Consider the following 25132-nt stretch of genomic DNA (forward strand, 5'->3'; position numbering starts at 1 on the left):
TCCCGAACCACAGCTATAACGGTGCCTCCCGCGGGATACTCATCCGATGGGCTGGACACCGGAGCCGGACGCGCTGCGGGGCCGTATCGCCGTGGTCGCCGGGGCCACCCGCGGTGCGGGCCGGGGCATCGCGGCGGCACTGGGTGAGGTCGGCGCCACCGTCGTGTGCACCGGGCGCAGCAGCCGGTGTGGAAGCCGCGACTCCGACTATCGCCGGCCCGAAACCATCGAAGAAACCGCCGAACTGGTCACGGCGCTCGGTGGGTGCGGCATCGCCGTTCAGGTCGATCACCTCGAGGTGACGCAGGTGCGCAAACTGGCCGGCCGGCTCAAGGCCGACTACGGGCACATCGACATTCTGGTCAACGACATCTGGGGCGCCGAGATCCTCAAGGGGCCGCCCGACACCTGGGGCCGCCCGATGTGGCAGCACGATCTCGACGACGGGTTGCGGATGCTGCGACTCGGGCTGGACACCCACTTGATCACCTCGCACTGCATCCTGCCGCTGCTCGCCGACCGCCCCGGCGGGCTGTTGGTCGAGATGACCGATGGGACAACAGAATTCAACGCAGAAAATCCCCGACTGTCGGTGTTCTACGACCTCGTCAAGACCGCAGTGAACCGGCTGGCGTTCAGCCACGGGCACGAACTCGCCGCATTCGGCGCCACCGCCGTGGCAGTCACCCCGGGTTGGCTGCGCTCGGAAATGATGCTGGACAACTACGGCGTAACCGAAGCCAACTGGCGGGGTGCACTCGACCTGGCCCGCACGGACGGATACCCGGCGGCGCCGCCCGGGTTCGCCGAGTCTGAGTCCCCCAGGTTCGTCGGCCGCGGGATCGCCGCGGTGGCCGCGGACCCGGATCGGGCCCGATGGAACCAGCACTCCGTCAGCTCGGCCGCGCTCGCCCGCCACTACGGTTTCAGCGACCTCGACGGGCGGGTGCCGGACGTCTGGGCTCCACTATAACCCCAGGTGAGGCGTCATCTCACACAGCCAGTAGACATTTCCTCGAATCTGTTCACCTTTTTCATTGACATCGGCGCGACCGGGCCTGTTCTATGGCTGAGTGACGTTCGACACAATCATTCGCAACGGCCGGTGGTTCGACGGCACCGGCGCCCCGTCAGCCGTCCGCAACATCGGAATTCGCAACGGGCACGTGGTCGCCATCTCCCCCGAGCCCCTCGATGAGACGGGCGGCCCGCAGGTCATCGATGCCGCAGGCAAGTGGGTGATGCCCGGCATGCTGGACATCCACACCCACTACGACGTCGAGGTGCTGGGCGGCCCCTCGCTGTCAGAATCGCTGCGCCACGGCGTGACCACCGTGATGCTCGGCTCCTGCTCACTGTCGACCGTGCACGTCGGCGGCGTCGACGCCGGTGACCTGTTCGGCCGGGTCGAGGCCATCCCCCGGGGCCAAGTCATCGCCGCAGTGGACGGGAACAAGACCTGGACCGACTGCAAGGGGTACGTGACGGCACTGGAGAGCCTGCCGCTGGGACCCAACCTCGCCGCGTTCATCGGGCATTCCGACATGCGCACCGCGGTGATGGGCCTGGACCGCGCCACCCGCAAAGACGAGCGGCCCACCGCCGCCGAACAGGCCCGGATGGAGCAGATGCTCACCGAGGCCCTGGAGGCCGGCTTCGTCGGAATGTCGTCTCAGCAGCTGCTCTTCGACAAGATCGACGGCGACACCTGCCGGTCGCGCACCCTGCCCTCGACCTACGCCAAACCCCGTGAGCTGCGCCGACTCAAGTCGTTGCTACGCCGCTCGGGCCGGGTTCTGCAATCCGGTCCGGACATCCAGAACCCGCTGAACCTCGTCTCGCAGTTGGCGCAGTCGCTCGGGCTGATACGAAACAACCTGAAGACCAGCCTGCTCTCGGCCGCGGACATCAAGGCCAACCCGTACTCGATCGCGATCATGGGCCCCGTCGCCCGGCTGGTGAACAAGCTCGGCGGCAACTTCCGCTGGCAGCATCTTCCGGTACCGTTCGAGGTGTACGCCGACGGCATCGACCTGGTGGTGTTCGAGGAATTCGGTTCCGGCGCAGCGGCTCTGCACCTGCGCGACGAAGTCGAGCGCAATGAACTACTGCGCGACGAGGAATACCGGCGCAAGTTCCGCAAGGACTACGACAGCAAGTTCGGTGTGCGTGTCTGGCACCGGGACTTCTTCGACGCCGAAATCGTCTCCTGCCCTGACGAATCCGTGGTCGGCAAATCGTTCGGCCAGGTCGGGCAGGAACGGGGTGGGCTGCACCCGGTCGATGCCTTCCTGGACCTGGTGCTCGAGCACGGCACGGCGCTGCGGTGGCGCACCACGATATCCAACCACCGGCCGGAGGTGCTCAAGAAGCTGGCCCGCGACCCCGGTATCCAGCTCGGGTTCTCCGACGCCGGTGCGCACCTGCGGAACATGGCGTTCTACAACATGGGGCTGCGGCTGCTTCGGCATGTTCGCGACGCCGAACGTACGGGCACGCCGTTCATGTCGACCGAGCAGGCCGTGCACCGGCTCACCGGCGAACTCGCGGACTGGTATCGCATCGACGCCGGCCACCTGCGCATCGGAGACCGCGCCGACGTGGTGATCATCGACCCCGAGCATCTCGACGACTCCCTCGACGCCTACGCCGAGGACACCGTCGACCAGTACGGCGGCTTGTCCCGCATGGTCAATCGCAATGACGACACCGTCACCGCCGTACTTGTCGGCGGGCGCACCGTGTTCGCCGACGGCCGGTTGACCGACCTGGTGGGCAAGCAGCGCACCGGCCGGTTCCTGCGAGCCGCACATCAGACCCCGTCGATCTCCGCCGAGAACAGTGAGCTGACCAGTGTCCGTTGAAGACGTAACGATCGAAGAGACCGTCCACGGCATGTGGAAAGCGCTTTCGGAGCGCGACTGGGACACCCTCATGACGTATCTGTCGGACGACTGCATCTACCTCGACATGCCGGTGGGTCCCGCCGCGGCAGCCAAGGGACCCACCGACATCGTCAAGCGCCTCAAAATCGGCCTCGAACCGCTGGCGTCCTACGAGAACTTCCCGGGCCTGCTCGTGGACAACGGTCGCGACGCCATGTACGAACATCATGAGGAATGGCATTGGGCCAGCGGCGAATCCGCCGTGCTGAAGTTCGTCACGGTACACCGGGTCGAGAACGGCAAGGTGACGCTGTGGAAGGACTACTGGGACATGGGCGCCCTGGCCAACCATGCCCCGCCGGACTGGCTGGAGAATTTCGCCACCGCGGACATGTCGTGGGTGTTCGATGCCACCGGGCTGGTTTGACCCGACCCCTGGCTAATCGGGGCCCCACACCAAGCAGAACGGGTGGCCGGCCGGATCCCGGAACACCCGGAAGTTCTCCTCGCCGACGGCATCGGTGACCCGAGTGGCACCCAGCGCCAGCACCTGGCGCTCGGCCACATCCGCATCGTCGACCTCGATGTCCAGGTGGAGTTGCTGGGATCCCCGCGGATCGGGGAAGTCCGGGGGCTCGTGTTGTGGCGAGTACTGACATGCGACCCGCCGCCCGGACGGATCTGTCACGACAACCCACGTGTCGTCTTGGGCGGCAACGTCTCCGCCCAGCAGCCCGGCGTAGAACTCGGCCAATGCCCGCGGATCCCGGCAGTCCAGCACTATGGAGCGAAGTGTCCCGATCATCGGATCGATATTGCCATCGTGGGCAGCCCGCAAACGTCTCACCCCGCCGCTCACAGGCTCCAGGCCAGGCGGAACCGCTCGGTGAGTTGCTCGGCGTCCAGGGCGCCGAAGTTCTCCAGCTCGTAGTTGCGGACCGCCAGCACCGCATCCACGGGCTGATCGCCGAGTATTTCCCGGATCAGTGCCGACGCGTCGAGTGCGGCGAGGTTGTCGGCCTGGCGATCGGGCAACTGCACGACGCCGTTGTCGGCACGCTGGGTATCGCTCAGCGAGGCGGGGTCGACGACGACCTCCGGCCCCAGGGGCAGGCCCTGGTCGATGCCGTGCTGGGCCAGCCCCAGGATGGTCGCGCTCGCCAGGTATGGGTTGGCGGACGGGTCGATGACCTTCACCTCGACGTTGGCGCCGTACGGGTTGCTGGGACCGCCGATCAGGAACCGCACGGCGGCTTCCCGGTTCTCGGTGCCCCAGCAGTTATAGGCGCCGGCCCAGTAACCAGGCTGGATGCGCAGCCCGGAGAGCACCGAGCCGCACAGCACCCCCTGGGCCGCGGGTAGACCGGCGAGCAGCCCGGCCAACGCCGATTGACCCTCCGATGTCATTCCCTGCGTGCCGGTGCCACCGGAAAACAGCGGCACCCCGGACCGGGTCAGTGAAAAGTGCTGGTGTGCACCGGAACCCACACCGCCGGCAAACGGAACCGGAGACAGGCTGACCCGGAATCCGTATCGTCGGGCGACCCGGGCCACGATGATCCGCATGAGTACCAACTGGTCGGCGGCGGCCACCGGGGGCAACGGCGCCAACGAGATCTCGAACTGGTTGGACCCGTACTCGGGATGGAATTGCTCGATCGCCACTCCAGAGCTGTTGGCCGCATTGGTGACATCGCGGACGAACCCCTCGAACTCCAGCACTCCGGCCAACCCGTACTGCGCCCACAACAGCGACGGGAGCCGGGTCCCGTCCGGCCCCACGAGCACGAATTCCACCTCGTGGCCGACGAGAGCGGTCAGCTCGGCGGCGTCCAGCCGGTCTTGTACGCGCTGCAGTGTCCCGCGCGTGCAGTACGGATCTGCGGAACCGTCCTGGTTGTAGAAAGCCGCTGGGGCCCAAGCCAATCCATCGCCGAGGATCCGGAGTGCACCGAGGTCGATGCGGATCCGCTGATCCCCCACCACGCCGATGTCCGCGCTCTTGGCGATCCCGGTCTGATCGATGGTGAATCCGTGGAACACCGGACTCGCACCCAGACCCGGATCGGCGAAGATCCCCATCCGGCGCAGCGGAACGGTTTTCGCATGGGTCAACCCGGCCGGACTGACCACCGTGCCGATCAGAGTCGCGACCCCGTCGGACTCCAGCTGGGCGATGGCGGCCGCAGCCAGCGGTTTCGCCGGTCCCGATAATCCAGCCGTCACAACCTCATTGTGCGCCGGGACAGGGTGCGCTACAGGGTGATCTTGCAGGTTTGGCCGATGTCGAGCGTACGCAACATCCGGCCCATCCCGAGCCACATCGCGCACGACAGTGCCAGGTCGGTGAGCACCTCGGCATCGAACTGCTCACCGGCGCGCTCCCAGAAGTCCTCGTCGTCGCGAAGTTCGGTGTGGCCGGTGGCGAACCGGTGGGCGAACTCGGCGGCAATCCGCTCCTGGGCGCTGTAACCCGGCCAGGTCTGCCACTCGGCGGCGTGATCGTAGAGATCCTCGTCCACCCCGGCCGCGGCCCCGTCGGAGTCGCGGGTGTTCTGGCACACCGCGCATTCGTTGTCCAGCGCGATCACCATCCGGGCGAGTTCGCGGACCCGCAAGGGCAGCCGCCCCTTGGTGTACACCGCATTGGTGAAGTTGGCCATGGCGGTGCCGATCTCCGGAGACTTCAGGATCCAGCCGGCCACGTCGTCGTCGGGAAATTCTCCGATACGGCTCATGGCCGAATCGTACGCGCGCGAAGCCGATTCTGGAACAAGTTCTAGTTTTTGGCTCCCGAACCACTGAGCTCGGTGGCTCGGTCCTCGTCACCCCAGTCCCGTTGCACGACCACCCGGTGAGCGATCCGCTCTAGCGCGGCCTCGACCTGCGCTCGGTCTGGCCGGCCTTCGAAAGACGCTGATTCGCCCAGTTTGTCGACGATCCGCCCGACCAGCGCGGCGGATACGCAGTCAACCTGCTGCACGCCCTTCTGGGTCAGCCACAGGCTGTCTCCGGTACGGAGCACATACCCGTCCTGCACCAGGCGGTTGAACGTCGGCTCGAGCACCTCATAAGGCACCACGAGCCGATCGGCGATCTCGGTGAGGCGGGCCGAGCCGAATACCTGGTTGTGCCGGTAGATCTTGAGCAGCGCCCAGAGTCCGGCCACATCCAGTTCGCACCCCGACGTCCCGGCGACGCTGCGCAATCGCACCTCCGGTGAGCTGCGCATCAGGCGGCTGACCACCGTCTCCAGCACCTGGTCCGAGGATTCCGCGCTCGGCATGCCGAAGCCCTCGCCGAGGTCGGCAGCCAGCGTCGCCTCGGCCTCGACCAACGGCACCTCCTTGAGGAACAGCGCCGCGATCAAGCCCATTAGCGCCACCGGTGCGGCACACAGGAAGACCAGATCCAATGCATCGGCATAGGCGTTGACGATCGGGGCGGCAACCTCGGGCGGCAACTCGTGCAGCGCCTTGGGCGAGGCCCCCGCAACCGGCGGGGCTCCGCTGGCCGCGAGCGCACCCGGCAGCCGGTCGGAGAGAAATCCGGCGAACAGCGAACCGAAAATTGCGGCACCGAACGAACTTCCGATGGTCCGGAAGAACGTCACCCCGGAGGTCGCCACGCCCAGGTCGGCAAAGTCCGAGGTGTTCTGCACGATGAGGACGAGCACCTGCATGCACATGCCGATACCGGCGCCCAGGATCAACAAGTACAGCGACTGCAACGGGATCGGCGTCGCGGCGTTCATTCGCGACAGCAGCACGAAGCCGACGAGCATGACGGCCGTCCCGGCCACCGGATAGATCTTGTAGCGACCCGTGCGCCCCACCAGGCTGCCGCTGACCGTCGAGGTGATCAGTAGCCCGACCACCATCGGCATGGTCCTCAGACCGGATTCAGACGGCGACACACCGTCGACGAACTGCATGAAGGTGGGCATGAAGGTGAGTGCACCGAGCATCGCGAAACCGACCACCAACGACAGCACGCAGCACATGGTGAACACCGGATTGCGGAACAGGCGCATCGGCAGAATCGGTTCGGCCGCCTTGAATTCCGCTCGCACGAACATCGCCAGGGCCAAGACCGATCCCAACACCAGGCCGATGATCGTCGGTGACGTCCACGCCAGTTCGCCGCCGAGGCTGGTGGCCAGGGTGAGACCGGACGCCCCGATCCCGACCCAGACGATTCCGGCGTAGTCGATGACCGGGCGGGCCGGCCGAGAGGTGAGCGCCGGGATGGTGGCGGCCGCGACCACGAGCACAACCAAGCCCACCGGGATGCTCAGCCAGAACGCCCACCGCCAGCCGAGGTGGTCGGTGACGAAACCGCCGAGCAGCGGGCCGGCCACGGTCGTGACACCGAAAACCGCCCCGAGCGCACCCTGGTACCGCCCGCGATCGCGCAGCGGAATGACCTCGGCGATCAGCGCGGAGGAAGTCACCATGATCGCACCGCCGCCGATCCCCTGCAGCGCCCGCGCGGCCACCAGCATGACCATCGAACCGGACAGCCCGCTCAGGACCGATCCGATGAGAAAACACAACACCGCGGCCTGGTACACCGCCTTGCGGCCGAAGATGTCGCCGACTTTGCCGACCACAGCGGTCACGACGGTCGAGGCGAGCAGGTAGCTCGTCACCACCCACGCCTGATGGCCGGCCCCGCCGAGGTCTGCCACCACGGTCGGAAGGGCCGTCGCGACGATGGTCTGGTTCAGCGAGGCCAGCAGCATGCCGAGCAGCACGGCGATGAACACCAGATTGCGCATGCGCACGCTCAACAGGGCTGCACCCGAGGTCGGCTCGGCGGTGGTCGATGGGCTCGACATGACTTCCTTTCATCAGCCTGCCAGTTCAACCACGATATCGTTAGATAGGCTATGAAAGTTACAGCCGTGACGAACACCGCCCTGGACAACCGGCGGTCACCGGCTACCCAGGGCGGCTTCGACTGAAACGGGTGGTACGACCGTCCTTATTGCGGCGGCCGGGAGACGCACTGCGCTGCATACAGCGCGTCGCCGAGCTTCTCCATGAGCTCCAACTGGGTCTCCAGGTAGTCGATGTGGCCTTCCTCATCGGCCAGGATCTTCTCCAGAATCCCCGCGGAAGTAGCGTCTTGCTTCTCCCGGCACATGATGATTCCCGGCTTCAGCCGGGCCACCACTTCGTACTCGATCGCCAGATCGGCCTCGAACTGCTCCCGAAGCGTCTGGCCCACCCGCAGCGAAAACAGTCGCTGATAGTTGGGCAGGCCGTCCAAGAGCAGGATTCGGTCGGTGATGGTCTCCGCGTGCCGCATCTCTTCGAAAGACTCGGCACGGGTGTGTTCCGCCAGTTCGGTAAATCCCCAGTTGTCCTGCATTTTCGAATGAAGAAAATACTGATTAATTGCGGTGAGTTCGCTTGTCAATTGCTCGTTGAGCAATTTCAGAACATCCGGATCGCCTTGCATCGTGACTCCTAAGCACCTTGAGGGCTGGTCAAGTGTTGCCGTCTGTCGTGCACATCCAATCTAGTGCAGAAAGCATGGCGCGGCGCAATGTTTAACGGCCAATTCGGCGTGTTGGTGCCACATTGGCGCAGCTTTGGACGCAACCGGACCGAGGCGTGGCCACCAGGAGTGGACTGGCTGTCCTAACTAAGGTTAGACTGCGCTAATCTCTTGCCACACCCCAAAAGAAAGGTCGGTAAAGATGAGTGAGTACGATTTACACTCGCTCATTCTCTCGTGCGATTTCCGCGTCGACGACGTCGAAGAGATGTGGAAATGGATGAAGAAGCACCGGTCCGGTCTATTGTCTATCGGTGCCCATCATGTGGTGCTCTATAAATCAATTTGGGAGCCCGGCCGGGTATTGGTGACAATTGGCATTCGGCACGCCCGGTCGATCCGCGACGTATTAAGTTCCCCGGCGATTTTCGAGTGGTTCGATATTTCCGGCGTCGAAGATATTCCGCCGATATTCGGCGGCGAAGTGGTCGAGAAAATCGACCTGACCGAGCCGTCGCCGGAGGGGCACGTGGCCGGGGTGATCGTGGGCGCAGTCGCCACCGTCGACGACGTCCCCACGCTGATGCGCAAGGTGCACGACGGTCTCGACCGCTTCGAGCAGGGCGGCATCCGCAAGATCTGGGTCTACCAGGCGCTCGATGACGGGCAGGAAGTGATGATCCTGCAGGAGGTCTCCGACGAGATCAGCGCCCGGCAGTGGATCGACCACCCCGATGCGGCTGCCGAGTGGATGACCACGGCGGGCTTCGGCGCCTATCCGAGCCTGTTCGTGGGCAAATTGGCGCACATCATGAACGTCGACGAGCGGGACGACTGATGTTCGTCTGCCTGTGCACCGGGGCGACCAGCCAGGTCGTCAACGAAATCGTCGAGGCCGGCGCGAGGACGTCCAAGGAGGTGGCGGAAGCCTGCGGCGCCGGGGCAGATTGCGGACGGTGCCGACGCACGATCCGCGCCATCATCGCCGCCCATCAGGCGGCCGAGGGGGGCCCGCCGCAGATCAACGGCTGCCCCTCACGGGTCACCCGCTAACGCTTGCGATCGGCGAACTGCGCCAGCGCATCGACATTGGCCGCCGCGCCGACCAATTCGACGAACAACGCCTTCTCCCGCTCCACTGCCGCCGAGATCTGGTCTCGGATCGGTGCCACCATGGCCTGCTTGACCGCAACCAGGCTCGAAATCGGCTTCGCTGCAAGGATTTCGGCATGGCGGCGGGCCTCGGACAGCAGCTCGTCAGGCTCACAGACCTTCCATACCAGGCCCATCTCAAGAGCCTCGGCCGCGCTCAGCCATTCCGAGGACATCAACAGCCAGGCGGCGTTCTGCCGGCCGACCAGCCGCGGCATCAGATACGACGACGCCGCCTCCGGCGCCACCCCGAGGCTGGTGAACGGGCACTTCAGCCGGGCCGTCGACGACATGAACGCGAGGTCGGCGTAGCCGAGGATGGTGCACCCGACACCCACGCCGACCCCGTTCACCGCACAGATCAACGGCTTCGGGAAATCGGCGATCACCTCGATCATTCCGTAGAACCCGTGCTCGCCCGGGGTGAACTCCGGATTGGTGATGCGAGTCTGCATCTCGACGAGGTCGTTGCCCGCACTGAAAGCCCGACCGGCCCCGGTCAGCAGCACCACCGCCACGTCGGGATCCTCGGCCGCGGCGCGCAGGGCGATCGTCGTCTCGTCGTACAACGCCTCGTTGAACGCGTTGAGCGCTTCCGGGCGGTTGAGGGTAAGGGTGCGAACCCGGTTGTTGTCCTCGATCAGCAGGGTCATCTCTCACTCCTCGGGTGCGCGCCGTGACCGCTGCAGCCTAACTAGAACACGTTTCACTATTGCCGACCGGGTGCGGGCTACCCTCCGGCGAACGGGGTGACATAGACGTACCGACTGGTCGGCACGGTGTCGATGTTGCTGCTGGCGCCGAAGGCGTCGGTACTGGCCACCATGCGACGCATGCGGTCGGCAAGATCGTCGTCGTCGGCCGCGCCGAAGAACGCATGCAGATCCGACACCGCCTCCTGGCGGAACAACTCTTCGACGATGCCGTCGATCGCCGGGGCATCCTCGGTGAGGGCGCGAACCACGGTGTTCTGCGTGTAGCCGAACGTGTCCTGGGTTTCGATGGCCACCGAGGTGTGGTCGAGGTGCCAGCGGCGCAGCCAGGTGGCCCGGTCCAGGTCCGCGGGCCGGCGCAGCAGTGCGATATTGGCCAGGCCGTCGGTCCGCTCACCCGCCGCGGTGGGCGGCGCAGACATCGGAACCGATTCGGTGACCAGATATGCCGCCAGCGAATCACATTCGGCCGCAAGCACTTCCAATGCCCGCCGGACGTGCTCACCGTAGTACTGCTGAACCCACAGGCTCACCACCGCAACCACGGGCGGGTCCAGCGTGGTCAGCGTCATCAACGACTCTCGCACCGCGTCGTCGCGAACATTGACCGCCAGGCCGTCGATCCCCAGCGCCGGCAGTTCGCCGGCCGCACGGGAGCGCAGGCGCTCGCACCACTGTTGATCCGAGTGGGCCCCACGTAGCAGAACGATGACTTTCTCCACGGTGGGAGAACCTACCGGCGCACCGATTTCCGCCACGCGTGGGTGCTTGCCACCCCGGCAGCCCGCGGCGAGAGAGAATGGTGGGGTGCACACGGGTGGACAGGCAGCCGACGCGCTCCGGCTGAGCACCCCCGACGCCGGCGCGGTGGCCCGCAGCCTGATCGGCGTCCTGGCAGTGACAGCTGTCGCCCTGGCGTGGGGAACCGGTGCGACCGCGATGTGGACACTGAGCGGTGGCGTCATCGCCGGCGCGATCGCGCTGCAGCGCAGCCCCGGCGGCCGGATCCCGCTGGTTGTCACCGGCTCCGTCGAACTGGCCATCGCCGTACTGCTCGGCATCCTCGCCGGCGGGCACAGCCCGGTGTTCGTCGCCGTGGTGGCGCTGTGGTGCTTCGCCGCAGGCATGCAGTGGTCGCTCGGCGCCAATGCGGGCCTGGTGGCCTCGGCAGCCAGCGCGCTGCTGGTCCTGGCGCCACCGGTCGCCCCGACGGTCGGCCAGGCTCTGCTGACACCTGTCCTGGTGGTGCTGGCCGGCGTGGTGCAGGCGGTATTGATCGCCGTCTGGCCACCGCGGCGCTGGCGGGCCCAGCGCGAAGGGCTCACCCGGGCCTACCGGTCCTTGGCCACCGATTCCCGCAACGTCGCGACCAACAGCGCCGCCGATGTCGACGACGCACCGTTGACCTGGCTGCGTGAAGTGTTCGCCGACAGCCAGGTCAGCCAACGGCCGCGGGCCTACCACGGCGGCTATCGGCTACCGGAACGTCTCGCAGGCACGTTGGCCTCGCTGCACGCCACCGCCGGACGCGACGACATGCCCGAGGAAGAATCCGCGGCCGGCAGCGGGCTGCCGCAACTGCTGACCGCCGCCGCGGTGCTGCTCGACGCGATCGCCGATCACAGTCACACCGCGCGACGGGACGCCGAGCACGCCCTGGTGCGCGTCCACACCGCCGCAGCCGCCGTCACAGGCCCCGAAGCCGCGCTGGCACAACGATTCTGTGAACAGTTGCGGGAAGCCGCGGTACTGCGGTTCGGCCAGCTGCACCGGCCCGACCTGATCGGCTCGCTGGCCTCGGCGCCCGCAGTGGTGCGCTCCCACCTGACCTGGACCTCCCCCATCCTTCGGCACGCCATCCGGCTGTCGGTGACAACTGCCCTGGCGGTCGCCGCGGCTCGGTACGGCGGGCTCGAGCACGCCTACTGGATGCCGCTGACGGTCGTGGTGGTGCTGCGGCCGGAAACGGCACATACCTATACCCGGTGCGCAGGGCGCATCGCGGGCCTGTGCGTCGGCATCGTCGTGGCCTCCCTCCTCACCTTCATCTGGCAACCCGGCCCGGTCGGCTCGGCGGTGTGTGCCCTGTTGTTCGTCGGGCTCGCCTATGGTGTCGCGCAGTTCGGGTATCTGGCCGTCGGCGCGGCGGTAGGGACGATCGTGATGTTCGCCGTCGGGGTGAGCGCCGCGGAACCCTGGTCGGGCAACACCGACCGGTTGTTCGCGGTGATGATCGGCGGCGCGTTGGCCGTGATGGCCCACGTGGCGCTACCCGATCACGCCCTGATCCGGCTGCGCCAGCGCGCCGGTGAACTCTTGATGACCGAGATCGACTACGCCGCGCTGGTGATCAAGGCCTTCGTACACGAGGTCGACCACCCGGCCGAGATCCTGTCGGCGGCCTGGCAGCGGGCGTTCCGCGCGCGGGCAGCCTTCGAGGCCGCGTGGGGCGCGACCAGTCTGGACCCACCGATCCTGCGTCGGTGGTTGCGGTCCTACCGCACCGCGCTCAACTCGGTGACCAGCGCCTGCACCACGCTGGAGAACAGCTTGCCGACCCATCCGTCGTCCGCACTGCACAACGAGTTCATCGCTGCGGTGGACGATTATGTGGAGGCGCTGCGCGGAGCCCCGCCGAGCCCGGCCGTGCCATGGAGCCTCGATACCGCCGAACTGTCCACCGCGCTGCGCCGCGTCCACAACGTGGCCTCGACGCTGTCGGCCGACAACGGGGCGGCCCGCATCCTGATCGGCGAATTGACGACGATCACCCGCAGCCTCGAGGACATCGCGATCGATCGTGTCGAGCCGGCCGACGACTCGCACTAGCTCAGCTGCGTGCCCATTTCGGCAGGATGAATACCCCTTCAGCCTCGGCGGTGATCCCTTCGGCGTCGGAAACATGGCCGGAGGCAAAGGCTTTGATTCCGTCGGTGCGGGTGATCCGGCCCTCGGCATGCAGCTCGCCCAGCGGAGTGGCCCGCAGATAACGGATGGTCAGCGTGCCGGTGAACCGCGGGCGATCCGAGTCGCTGGCAGCCACCTCGCCCAGCACGTGGTCGAGAACCATGGCCACCATGCCGCCGTGGACATGGCCCGGCGGCCCTTCGTAGGCCGCCCCCAGATGGAAATCGGTACGGACACCACCGTCCGGTTCTTTGACCATCACCAGTGGCGGTGCGATCGGATTGCGGATTCCGATCGCCGGGTTGCCCCACGGCATCCGGTCTCCGTCGGAGGTGAACTGGACGCCGAACGGCCCGTCCATCTGCTCAGCCCGCAGCCGGGTGGTCGCATCGTCGATCTGGGCCCGCACGGCCGCGACCTCGTCGGCGTCCACCTGCGAGCGGATGCTGGCGTCGATCAGCGCCCGCACCGAATCGGCCAACGGCGCCCATACCTCCCGCAGACGCTGCACGTCGGCAGAACTGAGACCCTCGACATGGGTGTAACCCGGCATCCCAGCACTAGAACATGTTCGCAACGCCGGTGTCGAGCCACCCCGGAGTAGCGTCAGCTCCGTGACGGATCCTGCCCAGACCGAACCGTATTACCGGCTCGGGACCTACCACCGGCCGACGGATACGCCCTCGCCGCCGGCGCAGATCTGGTTCGACCGAGGCATGATCTGGTCCTATGCCTTCAACCACGAGGAGGCCATCCGGTGCTTCGAGCGCGCTCTGCAACTCGACCCTGAATTCGCGCTCGCCCGCTGGGGTATCGCCTACGCCGTGGGACCCAACTACAACAAGGCCTGGGAGTCGTTCGACCCGGCCGACCTCAGCACATCGTTGGCCCGGGCCCGGACCGAACTCGAGCGGGCCGCGGCGGGCCGGGCCTCGTCGCTGGAACGCAGCCTGATCAGCGCCCTGCACAAGCGATTTCCGACCGATGATCCCGAAGACGCCGACGCGTTGACCGCGGGGCACACCGCCTACGCCGACGCCATGACCTCGCTGGCCACCGCCCACCCCGACGACATCGACGTGCAGGCACTGGCTGCCGACGCACTACTCAACGTGACAGCGTGGGCACTGTGGGACGGACGCACCGGTGAGCCTGCCCCGGGATCTCGTGTGGTGGAAGCCAAACGGCTCCTCGACGCAGCACTGGCCACCGCCGCCGGACGGCAACATCCCGGGGTCCTGCACCTCTACATCCACGCCATGGAGATGTCGGCGACGCCCCAGACCGCCCTGCGGGCCGCCGATCTGTTGCGCGGGCTGGTGCCCGATGCCGGGCACCTGCAACACATGGCCAGCCACATCGACGTGCTGTGCGGCGACTACCGCAACTCGGTGACGGCCAATCTCGCTGCGGTACACGCCGACAGAAAGTTTCTCATCCGCGAGGGGCCACTCAATTTCTATTCGCTCTACCGGGCCCACGACCTGCATTTCGTGGTGTATTCGGCGATGTTCGAAGGCAGTTCGCAGACCGCTCTGCAAGCAGCACAGGAGCTGGCCGACCAGCTGACCCCGGAGGTGCTGTCGATCTGCTCACCACCGATGGCGGACTGGCTGGAGGCCTTCGTCCCGCTGCGGGTACACGTGCTGGTCCGGTTCGGGCGCTGGGACGACCTGATCGCCGAACCGCTGCCCGCCGATCCCGAGCTGTACTGCACCACCACCGCCACGGTTCACTACGGCCGGGGCATCGCCTATGCCGCCACCGGTCGGATCGAGCAGGCCCGTTACGAGCGCGACGAATTCCTGGCGGCATACCGGCGCATCCCCGATACGCGCTACCTGTTCAACAACACCAGCCTGGACATCCTGGCGATTGCCGAGCAGATGCTGCACGGTGAGATCGCCTACCGGGAGGGCGATCACGATGCGGCGTTCACCCACCTACGCCGAGCCATCGAACTCGACGACGCCCTGCCCTACGACGAACCATGGGGATGGATGCAGCCGACCCGGCATGCCTACGGCGCCCTGCTGCTCGAACAGAACCATGTCGAGGAGGCCGCCCGTGTCTACGCCGCAGACCTGGGCCTGGACCCGACACTGAGCCGATCCAGCCAGCATCCGAACAACGTGTGGAGTCTGCACGGCTACCACGAATGCCTGCGCCGGCTGGGCCGCGACGCCGAAGCCGTCATCATCGGACAGCAACTCGAGTTGGCCCAAGCCCGGGCCGACATCCCGGTCCGCGCCTCGTGCGCCTGCCGCCTCGAAGCGGCAGAACCGTGTTGCGACTGACGGCTGCGCGATCGGCACGGGCGTAAACTCGCCACCGTGGCCATCGCCGAGAATGATCTCGATCAGCTGCGCAAATGTGTCGAGTTGGCCCGCGAAGCTCTTGACAACGGTGACGAACCGTTCGGATCCGTGCTGGTCGATCACACCGGCACGGCAGTGTTCACCGACCGCAACCGGGTCAAGGACGGGGACGCCACCCAGCATCCCGAGTTCGCCATCGCCCGCTGGGCCGTCGAGCACCTGAGCCCCGAGGACCGGGCCCGCGCCACGGTGTACACCTCCGGCGAACACTGCCCGATGTGTTCGGCCGCCCACGCCTGGGTGGGTCTGGGCCGGATCGTCTACGCCACGTCCTCCCAGCAGCTCAGCGGCTGGCTGTCGGAATGGGGTGCGCCGGCCGCTCCGGTGGCGCCGCTGCCGATCACCACCGTGGCCCCCGGTCTCGACGTGGACGGCCCGGCGCGAGAACTGGCCGAGACCATGAAAGACCTGTACGCGGCGAAGTTTCGTGCCTGAGCCGGCCTGGGTCGCACACGCCATCTGGTGGCACATCTATCCACTGGGTTTCGTCGGGGCGTTTCCTGCCGAACCGCCTCCGACCGCCGAGGAACACCGGCTGCGCCGGATCGTCGACTGGCTCGACCACGCGGTGCAGCTCGGCGCCTCCGGCATCGCGCTCGGCCCGATCTTCGCCTCCAGAACCCACGGTTACGACACCACCGACCACTTCCGCATCGACCCGCGCCTGGGTGACGACGACGACTTCGACCATCTGGTGGCCGAGGCCAAGCGGCGTGGGCTGCGCATCCTGCTCGACGGCGTCTTCAATCACGTGGGCACCGACTTCGCCCGGTACCGCGACGATGATGCATCGTGGTTTCGGCGCCGCGGCAACGGTTTTGACACCTTCGAAGGCCACGGCGAGCTGATCGCGCTCAACCACGACGAGCCCGCGGTTATCGACTACACGGCCACCGTGCTGCGCCACTGGTTGGGCCGCGGCGCCGACGGGTGGCGGCTCGATGCCGCGTACGCGGTGCCCGACCGGTTCTGGGCACAGGTGTTGCCGTCGGTGCGCGGGGAGTTCCCCGAGGCCTGGTTCGTGGGCGAGGTGATCCACGGCGACTACTCCGCGACGGTGCATGCCACCAGTTTCGATTCGGTGACCCAGTACGAGCTGTGGAAGGCGATCTGGAGCAGCCTCAACGACGCTAACTTCCACGAACTCGACTGGGCACTCAAGCGGCACAACGATTTTCTCGACACCTTCGTGCCGCTGACCTTCGTGGGCAACCACGATGTCACCCGGATCGCCAGTCAGCTACAGAATTCCGCGCACCTCGAGCACGCGCTGGTCTTGCTGCTGACCATCGGTGGCACCCCGAGCATCTACGCCGGCGACGAGGCCGGGTATCGCGGCGTCAAAGAGGAGCGCCGCGGCGGGGACGACGCCGTACGACCGGAATTCTCCACTCCCCCAGAGGATTCAGATGTCCTGCGATTACACCGGCACCTGATCGGTTTGCGCCGTCGCCATCCCTGGTTGCACCACGCCCGAACCCGCGCGCTGAGGTTGACCAACGAACACTACGTCTATCAGGTGTACTCAGACGCCGACTGGCTGGTGGTCGCGCTGAACGTAGGCAGCACCCCGTTGCGGTTCGAACTGGCCGAGTTCGGCCTGACCGCCGGCCGGATCATCGCCGGCGCGGGTGCCCCTCCCGACGAGGTCGTCGAGCGGGCCACCGTGGGCGAGCACGCCTGGGCCGTCATCGCCCCCACCTGACCGGCTATCTCAGCCGACTGCCCTGGAAGGCCGGGGTGTCGGACCGGGCATCCGGATCCGAGACCGCGTCGGCCAGCCGCCGGATCTCGGCGCGGAGGTCCTCGATCTGGGCCGCGGTCGCCGCCTGATTGGCCGTGTCCTCCTCGGCCACCCGCTGCACGATCCAGGACGCCAGCGTCGCGGTGACCACACCGAGCAAGCTGATCCCGCCGAGCATCAGGAACGCTGCGATCACCCGCCCGGTCGGTGTCGCCGGTGCGTAGTCCCCATAGCCCACCGTGGTGACGGTGGCGATCGCCCACCACAGCGCGTCGCCGAACGAGTTGATGTCGGATGTCGGCTCGCCACGCTCGGCGTCGAGGACCGCGAGCGAGGCGACATAGATCAGCATCGTCACGCTGCACGCCGTGTAGATCACGACGCGGCCGCGGATCGCGCGACCGACAGCCCGCTGCATCACCTTGAGCAGCACGATCAGCCGCAACAACCGCAACGGTCGCAACATCGGCAGCACCACGATGGCCAGATCGAGCAGGTGGCGAACAAACCACCGGCCCCGGTTGGGAGCGAGCCACAGGCGAACCACGTAATCCACCACGAAGGCCAGATACAACACCGCGTCGGTGAGGCTGAGGGCCCGGTGCAGAGCACCGGTGGTCTGGGCCAGTACCTGCACCGAGTAGACCGCGAGGAAGATCACTGCCACGCCGGCCAGCGGCCATTCGGTGGCGGCTTCCCAGCGTTGCAGCCGACCGGCCGGGACACCGGCGGTCGCCCGGCCAACTCCGAGTCGTTGCAGCAGTGACATCAAGAGCAGACCATAGTCGGTCGGCTCCGCCCCGCCACGTCGGGAGGTCCGCGAATCACACGCGCCACATTCGACACGGTCGGTAGCGTGAGAGCCTTGCCGGGTATACCCCAGTCGCCGATGCGCTGCGAGCGAAAACAACCCGAAGGGATTCCATGCCGCCGCCACCGATCGGGCCGCCGCCGATCACCTCCGCTGACGCCGCCCTGCCGGGCGACCCACCGCCGGTACGCAAACCCACGCGACGACGGGCCGTGTCGCGGATCGGCATTCAATCGAAACTGCTGGTGATGTTGCTGCTCACCAGCGTGCTGTCGGCCGCAGTGGTGGGCTTCATCGGCTACCAGTCCGGGCGCGAATCGCTGCGCGAGTCGGTGTTTGAACGTCTCACCGAAATCCGCGGCTCCCAAGCACGCCAGCTACAGGTCACGGTACGAAACCTGACCAACTCGCTGGTGATCTACACCCGCGGCGCCACGGCCGGTGATGCCATGCGTGCCTTCAGCGCCGGGTTCGCCGAGTTGGCCGATGCCCAGGTCAGCCCGCAAGATCAGCAGTCGGTCAGCAGCTACTACGCCGAGGCGTTTCCCGATGGCAACGGCGACGGGGGCGAGGCACAGGCACTCCTGCCGCGGTCGACTCCGCAGCGCTACCTGCAGGCGCACTACACCGCCTCGGCGGCAAACCGTAAAGCCGCTCTCGACACCGACGACGCACACGACGGCAGCGCATGGACGGCCGCCAACGCCCGGTTCAACCCGTACTTCCGGGAGATCGTCAAACGGTTCCAATTCGAGGATGCCCTGCTGATCGACGCCAAGGGGAACGTCGTCTACTCGGCGTACAAGGGCGCCGACCTGGGCACCAACATCGTCAACGGCCCCTACCGCGGAAGCAACCTGAGCGAAGCCTTCCACGAAGCGCTCGACTCGAACTCACTCGATTACGTTGCAGTCACCGATTTCGGCAAATACCAGCCGGCCGCGCAGCCCGCGGCCTGGCTGGTCTCACCGGTCGGACCCGCGGCCGACATCCAAGGGGTCCTGGCGCTGCAACTGCCGATCGCCAACCTCAACCGGGCGATGACCTTCAACTCACACTGGGAGGCCGCCGGCCTCGGCCAGACGGGCGAGACCATAATCGTCGGGCCCGACGGATTGATGAGGTCGGACTCGCGCTTGTTCGTCGAGGATCCACAGGCCTACCTGCGGGAAGCCGTGGCTGCGGGCACGCCGGCCGAGGTGGCCGAGCGGGCGATCCAGCAGGGCGGCACCACATTGGTGCAGCCGGTTGCGACGCAGTCGGCACAACTGGCGCTCCAGGGGCGCAGCGGCACCCTGATCGGCCGGGACTATGAGGGCCGCAATACCCTGCAGGCGTATGCCCCGGTCGATTTGCCGAAACTGAACTGGACCATCGTGGCGAAGATCGACACGGCCGAAGCGTTCGCACCGGTATCGGCATTCACCCGCACTCTGGTGTTGTCCACCGCGGTGATCATCTTCATCGTCTGTATCGCCGCGATGCTGCTCGCACGGGTGTTCGTGCGGCCGCTTCGCCGCCTCGAGGCCGGCGCGCACCGCATCAGCGGCGGAGACTACGACATCACCCTGCCGGTGACGTCGCGAGACGAGTTCGGGGATCTCAGCAACGCGTTCAACGAGATGAGCCGCAACCTCCGGATCAAGGAAGACCTGCTCAACGAGCAGCGCCAGGAGAACGACCGGCTCTTACTGACGCTGATGCCGGAGACGGTGGTGGCGCGATATCGCGAAGGCGAGGAAACCATCGCCCAGGACCACCAGGACGTCACCGTCATCTTCGCCGACGTCGCGGGCCTGGACCGCCTCGCCAACGACCTGAGCTCCGACGAGTCGCTGTCGATCGTCAATCGGCTGGTCAGGCAGTTCGACGCGGCGGCCGAGAACCTGGGCGTGGAGAAGGTACGGACACTGCACAACGGCTACCTGGCGAGCTGCGGACTGAACGTGCCGCGCCTGGACAACGTGCGAAGAACCGTCGACTTCGCCATCGAGATGCAGCGCATCGTCGAACGGTTCAACGGCGAGACCGGCAACCAGCTGCAACTACGGGCAGGCATCAATACCGGCACGGTGACCAGCGGGCTGGTCGGCCGCACCAACATGGCCTACGACATGTGGGGCGGCGCGGTGAACCTGGCCTACCAGGTGCAGAGCGGCTTCTCGCAACCGGGGATCTATGTCACCGCCCGGGTCTTCGAGACCATGCAGAGCTCCAAACAGTTCACCCCGGCGGGCGACATTGCGGTGGACGGCCGCGATGAACCCGTGTGGCGACTCACGGAGCACCAATGATGCGGGACATCCTCGCCACCCCGTGGTTCTGGTGGTCCGTCGTCGTCGCGGTCGGGCTTCCGGTGGCCCTGGTCGCCCTCACCGAGGTTCACAACGCGTTGGTGCGCCGGCGCAGCTATCTGGCCCGCCCGGTCAGCCTGATCCGGAACTATGTGCTGCCGCTGGGAGCGCTGCTGGTTCTGCTGATCAAGGCGACCGAGATCACCACCGAGGCGACGCCCGTGCGGGTGGTGGCAACGGGTTTCGGGTTCGTCGTCCTTATGCTGCTGCTGTCCGGTCTCAATGCGACGATTTTCCAAGGCGCTCCCGAGGGGAGTTGGCGTAGCCGGGTTCCGTCGATCTTCCTCGATGTCGCACGGTTCGTGGTGATCGCCGTCGGCATCGCCCTGATCTTCGCCTGGATCTGGGGAGCCAACATCGGCGGGCTGTTCGCCGCCCTGGGAGTCGGCTCCATCGTCCTCGGCCTGGTTCTGCAGAACTCGGTCGGCCAGATCATCTCCGGGCTGCTGGTGCTTTTCGAGCAGCCGTTCCAGCTCGGCGACCGCGTGGAGACCCGCTGGATCCCCGGCGGCCGCGTTGTCGAAGTCAACTGGCGGGCAACGCATCTCGACTCCGGAAGCGGAGTGTACGTACTGCCGAACTCGCTGCTGGCCACGGAATGGTTCATCAACCTGAGCCTGCCGCGCGACAACCATTCGATCAACCTCGTGACGATGTTCTCGACATCGGACTCACCTGACACCGTCAGTGCGGTCCTGACCGAGGTCGCCGAGCGGTTGCCGCAGCTGCGGGCAGGGGCCACACCATCGGTCGCCAAAGGTGCCGCAGGGGAATACACCACGACGATCCCGCTGCGCGGCCCCAGTGACGACGCCGCGGCACGGTCGACATTCCTGCGCTGGACCTGGTACGCGTCGCGTCGCGCCGAGCTACACCTCGACGACGCTGCCGACGGGTTCCCGACGGCCGAAATCGAGCAGGACGCAGGCGAAGTGCTGCGCCAGTCCCTCCGTATCGGGCGGACCGACGAGGAGCTGCTGACCCCCTACATCAGAGTGGTCCGCTACGGCACCGGTGAACCCATGCAGCAACCCGGCGAGGTTCCCACCTCCATGATGTTCGTGATCAGCGGCCGGATCCGATTGTCCGCCACCACCGAGGACGGCGCGACGGTCAGCCTGCGCATCCTCGAACGCGGTGACTACCTGGGCCAGTCGACGTTGACCCGTGAGCCGGTGCGAGCATCGGCCACGGCGCTGGACGAGGTCACCGTGGTGCGGGTGGAACGGGAACACATCGAGACACTGGTGATGCGTAACCCGTTGCTGATGCAGGACATCGGCCGGGCGATCGAGGAGCGCAAGGTCAACGTCCAGCGGGCGCTGTCGGCACCGCGGGTCTCGGCGCCGAGTTCCAACCGTTAGCAAACCGCGATCTGCGCGTTCGGTGTTGTTACGCCTGTGACTTATGAGGCGCGTGATTCACTACCGAGGCAAGCGGCAAACTGCTTGAGACACGTGCAGAAAGGACGGTTGGTTGCCGTTATGAGGTTCCTCAACAAGATTCGCGGAGCGTGGACGCGCCGACTGGCGGCGGGGGCAATGGCAGCCGCCACCCTGCCCGCGCTGATCGGTTTCGCAGGAGGTTCGGCGACCGCTGGCGCATTCTCCCGTCCCGGCCTTCCGGTCGAATACCTCGACGTGTTCTCGCCGTCGATGAACCGCGACATCCGGGTCCAGTTCCAGGGCGGCGGTCCGCACGCGGTCTACCTGCTCGACGGCCTGCGCGCCCAGGACGACTACAACGGTTGGGACATCAACACCCCGGCCTTCGAGTGGTACAACGACTCGGGCCTGTCGGTGGTCATGCCGGTCGGCGGACAGTCCAGCTTCTACACCGACTGGTACCAGCCCTCGAAGGGCAACGGTCAGGACTACACGTACAAGTGGGAGACCTTCCTGACCAGCGAGCTGCCCACCTGGCTGGCAGCCAACCGCGGCGTGTCCCAGACCGGCAACGCCGTCGTCGGCATCTCGATGGCCGGAAGCGCGGCCCTGACCTACGCGATCCACCACCCGCAGCAATTCATCTACGCCGGAACGCTTTCGGGCTTCCTGAACCCGTCCGAAGGATGGTGGCCGATGCTGATCGGGCTGGCGATGAACGACGCCGGCGGCTACAGCGCCGAGAGCATGTGGGGACCGTCGACCGACCCGGCATGGAAGCGCAACGACCCGATGGTCAACATCAACCAGCTGGTCGCCAACAACACCCGCCTCTGGATCTACTGCGGCACCGGGACCCCGTCGGACCTCGACGCCGGAACCAACGGCGGCAACCTGATGGCAGCCCAGTTCCTCGAAGGGTTGACCCTGCGCACCAACGTCACCTTCCGGGACAACTACATCGCCGCCGGCGGCACCAACGGGGTGTTCAACTTCCCCGCCAGCGGTACGCACTCCTGGGGCTACTGGGGACAGCAGCTGCAGCAGATGAAGCCCGACATCCAGCGGGTGCTGGGCGCGCAGTCCGCCACCTAGAGATCCACCCATCCAGGGAGCCTGTCGTCAACCCCAACGGCAGGCTCCCTGCCTATGCGCGGAGTAGGTTTGTACCGATGGCTCAGTCCTCGGCGGGTGCGTCACCCAACGCGCGGATGCTCGGCGGAGTCGCCGCGGCCGCGGTGTCGCTCGGTGTGGCCCAGGTCGTGGCCATTCCGTTTCCGCCACACGCCGAGCCGCGCAACGCGGTCGGAGCGGCAGTCGTCGACCTGACACCGGGGCCCGTCAAAGAGTTTGTGATACAAGCACTCGGCAGTCTGGACAAGCTCTTTCTGGCTGTCGTCGTCCTGGTGGTGATCGCCGTCATCGCCGCTCTGGCTGCGACATACGAAACCCGGGCCCGCCCGATCGGCAACGCGATCTTCGGCGTCGCCGGCCTGCTCGCCTGCGTTGCCGTGCTCTCGCGTCCGGGTGCCTCCCCGCTCGACGTCATTCCCACCGTGGTGGGCACCGCGGCAGGCATGGCGGTGCTGCGCATGCTGGCGCTGCGGCGCTGGACGGCCCCAGCCGATGACCAGCCCGACACCCGTGACGAGTTCGGCGTCACCCGACGGACCTGGCTCACCACGGCCGGCCTGCTGGGTTTCGGGGTGGCCAGTGGGCTCATGGGCGTCGTCATCGACCGGTTGACCAGTTCCGTGGCAGCCGAGCGCGACACCTCGGTGATCCCTCCACCCCGCGTTCCCGCTCCCCCGATACCGCCGGGTGCACAGCCGAAAAACGTTGCCCTGCCCAGCTTCATCACCGATGCCGGTGACTTCTACCGTGTCGACACCGCACTTACCGTGCCACAGTTGAGCCGCGACGAGTGGCGGCTTCGCATCCACGGCATGGTGGACCGAGAGATCACCTACAGCTTCGCCGACCTGGACCGCTTCGAGGTGATCGAAAAGGCCATCACGCTGACCTGCGTCTCGAATCCGGTTGGGGGCAATCTCATCTCGACAGGAATGTGGACGGGCTACCGGGTGGCGGATCTACTGCGGGCCGCCGGCGTGCACCCGGATGCCGACATGGTGCTGTCCACTGCGGTCGACGGGTTCACCGTGGGCACCCCGGCGGAAGCTCTCGCCGTAGGCGGCGACGCCCTGCTGGCCGTCGGCCTCAACAGACAACCACTACCGGTCGAACACGGCTATCCCGCCAGGCTGGTGGTGGCCGGACTCTACGGATACGTGTCGGCCACCAAGTGGGTCACCGACCTGGAACTGACCCGGTTCGACCGCGCCGAGGCGTATTGGACCAGACAGGGCTGGGCGCCGCGCGGGCCGATCAAGACCGAGTCGCGAATCGACGTGCCGAAGAACGGCCAGACGGTGCCGGTGGGACCGACGACGTTCGGCGGAGTCGCGTGGGCACAGAATCGCGGCGTCCGTGCCATCGAAGTCCGAATCGACGACGGCCCATGGCAATCCGCCCAACTCGGGGATGCCTACTCCAACCAGACGTGGCGGCTGTGGAGCTTCGATTGGCAGGCCGCCGTCCCCGGCCGGCACACGATCACGGTGCGGGCCACCGACAACACCGGGACGGTCCAGACCTCAGACCAGGCCCCCACCGTGCCCGACGGCGCCACCGGATGGCACTCGGTGAACTTCACCGTGACCCAGGCCTAGACACCTGCGGTCACTTGGCCGAGAGCTTGCGCCAACTCACCACGCAGATCACGACACCGATCACCGCGGTGATCGGCCCGATGACCGACCACGTGGTGGTGTTGCTCATCGGACTGCCCTGCAGCACGCCGAAACCCTGCAGCGCCCAGATCAGCCCGAACAGTGCCACGATCACACCGACCGCGAACGTCACGACGAATCCCCGGTTCATGCCTGGGATGCTACGCGGAACCGGTGCAGATTTCGGCCCGCGCCGTCCGGGATTCTCACGTCAGGCCAATGGGTGCGGTCGTTCCTCTGCCGTGCTTGTCGGCCAGGCAGGCGCAGATCTCCCACTCGTGCAAGCGTTTGACCGTTGTCTGTGGGCCGGGTCTAATGAGCGGGGCCGCACGCATTCTGCGGGTGCGGCCGGTAATGCGGAAGCGAGGTGAGTGGCACATGCCGAGCGACAGTATCGGGGCGCTTGGTCGGACCGCCCTCACGAATCAGGTTGGCTTCACGTCGCACTGACCGTGGCCTGAACGGTTGCAGACCGTCGAGCTGGTTTTGGCTGTCTGGATGGTGCG

23 protein-coding genes are annotated in these 25132 nt (G+C 66.6%); 13 read left to right on the forward strand and 10 right to left on the reverse strand.

What is annotated here, in order from left to right; all coding sequences use genetic code 11:
- The first annotated feature begins 46 nt into the window (after positions 1 to 46).
- The 3 genes from BKG60_RS12445 to BKG60_RS12455 all read left to right on the forward strand — a co-directional run bounded on the left by BKG60_RS12445 (position 47) and on the right by BKG60_RS12455 (position 3312).
- Positions 47 to 973 carry an SDR family oxidoreductase gene (locus tag BKG60_RS12445; RefSeq protein WP_070185012.1) on the forward strand — a complete coding sequence of 309 codons (927 nt, stop codon included), beginning with the start codon at positions 47 to 49 and terminating at the stop codon, positions 971 to 973.
- Between the two features lie 100 nt (positions 974 to 1073).
- Positions 1074 to 2864, forward strand: coding sequence for an N-acyl-D-amino-acid deacylase family protein (locus tag BKG60_RS12450; RefSeq protein ID WP_075909663.1), 1791 nt, complete (start codon positions 1074 to 1076; stop codon positions 2862 to 2864).
- On the forward strand, positions 2854 to 3312 hold the full coding sequence (locus tag BKG60_RS12455; RefSeq protein WP_278185118.1) for a nuclear transport factor 2 family protein: 459 nt from the start codon (positions 2854 to 2856) through the stop codon (positions 3310 to 3312). Before BKG60_RS12450 ends, BKG60_RS12455 begins: the two co-directional genes overlap by 11 nt.
- A 12-nt stretch (positions 3313 to 3324) precedes the next feature.
- On the opposite strand, the gene BKG60_RS12460 is transcribed toward BKG60_RS12455, so the two are convergent.
- The 5 genes from BKG60_RS12460 to bfr form a co-directional block, all read right to left on the reverse strand.
- Positions 3325 to 3690, reverse strand: coding sequence for a VOC family protein (locus BKG60_RS12460; RefSeq protein ID WP_070945319.1), 366 nt, complete (start codon positions 3688 to 3690; stop codon positions 3325 to 3327).
- A gap of 50 nt (positions 3691 to 3740) precedes the next feature.
- Positions 3741 to 5111 carry a type I glutamate--ammonia ligase gene (locus BKG60_RS12465; RefSeq protein ID WP_070945318.1) on the reverse strand — a complete coding sequence of 457 codons (1371 nt, stop codon included), beginning with the start codon at positions 5109 to 5111 and terminating at the stop codon, positions 3741 to 3743.
- Between the two features lie 29 nt (positions 5112 to 5140).
- Positions 5141 to 5623 (reverse strand): carboxymuconolactone decarboxylase family protein, encoded by a 483-nt coding sequence (locus BKG60_RS12470; protein ID WP_070945317.1) that lies wholly within the window; start codon positions 5621 to 5623, stop codon positions 5141 to 5143.
- A 41-nt stretch (positions 5624 to 5664) separates the two neighbouring features.
- Positions 5665 to 7725 (reverse strand): MDR family MFS transporter, encoded by a 2061-nt coding sequence (locus BKG60_RS12475; protein WP_070945316.1) that lies wholly within the window; start codon positions 7723 to 7725, stop codon positions 5665 to 5667.
- Positions 7726 to 7871: 146 nt separating this feature from the next.
- Positions 7872 to 8351, reverse strand: coding sequence for a bacterioferritin (bfr, locus tag BKG60_RS12480; protein ID WP_019345482.1), 480 nt, complete (start codon positions 8349 to 8351; stop codon positions 7872 to 7874).
- A gap of 241 nt (positions 8352 to 8592) precedes the next feature.
- Between bfr and BKG60_RS12485 the strand changes: the two genes are divergently transcribed.
- Entirely contained in the window at positions 8593 to 9228 is a 636-nt protein-coding gene (locus BKG60_RS12485) for a fatty-acid--CoA ligase (protein WP_070945315.1), read from the forward strand.
- Positions 9228 to 9443: a (2Fe-2S)-binding protein gene (locus BKG60_RS12490; protein WP_070185005.1), complete on the forward strand. Its 216-nt coding sequence runs from the start codon at positions 9228 to 9230 to the stop codon at positions 9441 to 9443. The genes BKG60_RS12485 and BKG60_RS12490 overlap by 1 nt, the downstream gene beginning before the upstream one ends.
- Here BKG60_RS12490 and BKG60_RS12495 read toward each other — a convergent pair.
- Both BKG60_RS12495 and BKG60_RS12500 read right to left on the reverse strand, forming a co-directional pair.
- Complete coding sequence (locus BKG60_RS12495) at positions 9440 to 10195, reverse strand: enoyl-CoA hydratase/isomerase family protein (protein WP_070945314.1); 756 nt, start codon at positions 10193 to 10195, stop codon at positions 9440 to 9442. The two genes, BKG60_RS12490 and BKG60_RS12495, sit on opposite strands and share 4 nt — an antisense overlap.
- A gap of 77 nt (positions 10196 to 10272) precedes the next feature.
- Positions 10273 to 10977: an EthD domain-containing protein gene (locus BKG60_RS12500; RefSeq protein WP_070945313.1), complete on the reverse strand. Its 705-nt coding sequence runs from the start codon at positions 10975 to 10977 to the stop codon at positions 10273 to 10275.
- A gap of 85 nt (positions 10978 to 11062) precedes the next feature.
- Between BKG60_RS12500 and BKG60_RS12505 the strand changes: the two genes are divergently transcribed.
- Entirely contained in the window at positions 11063 to 13084 is a 2022-nt protein-coding gene (locus BKG60_RS12505) for an FUSC family protein (protein WP_070945312.1), read from the forward strand.
- A gap of 1 nt (position 13085) precedes the next feature.
- On the opposite strand, the gene BKG60_RS12510 is transcribed toward BKG60_RS12505, so the two are convergent.
- A complete protein-coding gene (locus BKG60_RS12510) occupies positions 13086 to 13715 on the reverse strand; it encodes a PaaI family thioesterase (RefSeq protein WP_070945311.1) in 630 nt (209 codons plus the stop codon).
- Between the two features lie 61 nt (positions 13716 to 13776).
- Between BKG60_RS12510 and BKG60_RS12515 the strand changes: the two genes are divergently transcribed.
- Genes BKG60_RS12515 through BKG60_RS12525 form a run of 3 tightly spaced genes read left to right on the forward strand, consistent with a single transcriptional unit; the run spans position 13777 to position 17245 of the window.
- On the forward strand, positions 13777 to 15459 hold the full coding sequence (locus tag BKG60_RS12515) for a tetratricopeptide repeat protein (RefSeq protein WP_070945310.1): 1683 nt from the start codon (positions 13777 to 13779) through the stop codon (positions 15457 to 15459).
- A gap of 36 nt (positions 15460 to 15495) precedes the next feature.
- Complete coding sequence (locus BKG60_RS12520; RefSeq protein ID WP_070945309.1) at positions 15496 to 15975, forward strand: nucleoside deaminase; 480 nt, start codon at positions 15496 to 15498, stop codon at positions 15973 to 15975.
- Entirely contained in the window at positions 15968 to 17245 is a 1278-nt protein-coding gene (locus BKG60_RS12525) for an alpha-amylase family glycosyl hydrolase (protein ID WP_070945308.1), read from the forward strand. Before BKG60_RS12520 ends, BKG60_RS12525 begins: the two co-directional genes overlap by 8 nt.
- 4 nt (positions 17246 to 17249) lie before the next feature.
- Here BKG60_RS12525 and BKG60_RS12530 read toward each other — a convergent pair whose 3' ends face one another.
- Positions 17250 to 18053, reverse strand: a complete 804-nt coding sequence (locus BKG60_RS12530) for a potassium channel family protein (RefSeq protein WP_070945307.1) — start codon at positions 18051 to 18053, stop codon at positions 17250 to 17252.
- Between the two features lie 185 nt (positions 18054 to 18238).
- Between BKG60_RS12530 and BKG60_RS12535 the strand changes: the two genes are divergently transcribed.
- The 4 genes from BKG60_RS12535 (at position 18239) to BKG60_RS12550 (ending at position 24566) form a co-directional block, all read left to right on the forward strand.
- Positions 18239 to 20389 carry an adenylate/guanylate cyclase domain-containing protein gene (locus BKG60_RS12535; protein WP_374243843.1) on the forward strand — a complete coding sequence of 717 codons (2151 nt, stop codon included), beginning with the start codon at positions 18239 to 18241 and terminating at the stop codon, positions 20387 to 20389.
- Complete coding sequence (locus BKG60_RS12540; protein ID WP_070945305.1) at positions 20389 to 21813, forward strand: cyclic nucleotide-binding domain-containing protein; 1425 nt, start codon at positions 20389 to 20391, stop codon at positions 21811 to 21813. The genes BKG60_RS12535 and BKG60_RS12540 overlap by 1 nt, the downstream gene beginning before the upstream one ends.
- A 120-nt stretch (positions 21814 to 21933) precedes the next feature.
- On the forward strand, positions 21934 to 22929 hold the full coding sequence (locus BKG60_RS12545; RefSeq protein WP_070945304.1) for an esterase family protein: 996 nt from the start codon (positions 21934 to 21936) through the stop codon (positions 22927 to 22929).
- A gap of 77 nt (positions 22930 to 23006) precedes the next feature.
- Positions 23007 to 24566 (forward strand): molybdopterin-dependent oxidoreductase, encoded by a 1560-nt coding sequence (locus BKG60_RS12550; protein ID WP_239252927.1) that lies wholly within the window; start codon positions 23007 to 23009, stop codon positions 24564 to 24566.
- Positions 24567 to 24576: 10 nt separating this feature from the next.
- Here the strand turns inward: BKG60_RS12550 and BKG60_RS12555 are convergent, their stop codons facing one another.
- The gene (locus BKG60_RS12555; protein ID WP_070184992.1) at positions 24577 to 24777 is read right to left on the reverse strand and encodes a hypothetical protein; all 201 of its coding nucleotides are present in this window, start codon (positions 24775 to 24777) and stop codon (positions 24577 to 24579) included.
- Positions 24778 to 25132 lie beyond the last annotated feature (355 nt).

It is taken from the genome of Mycobacterium syngnathidarum (genome assembly GCF_001942625.1).
GTDB lineage: Bacteria > Actinomycetota > Actinomycetes > Mycobacteriales > Mycobacteriaceae > Mycobacterium > Mycobacterium syngnathidarum.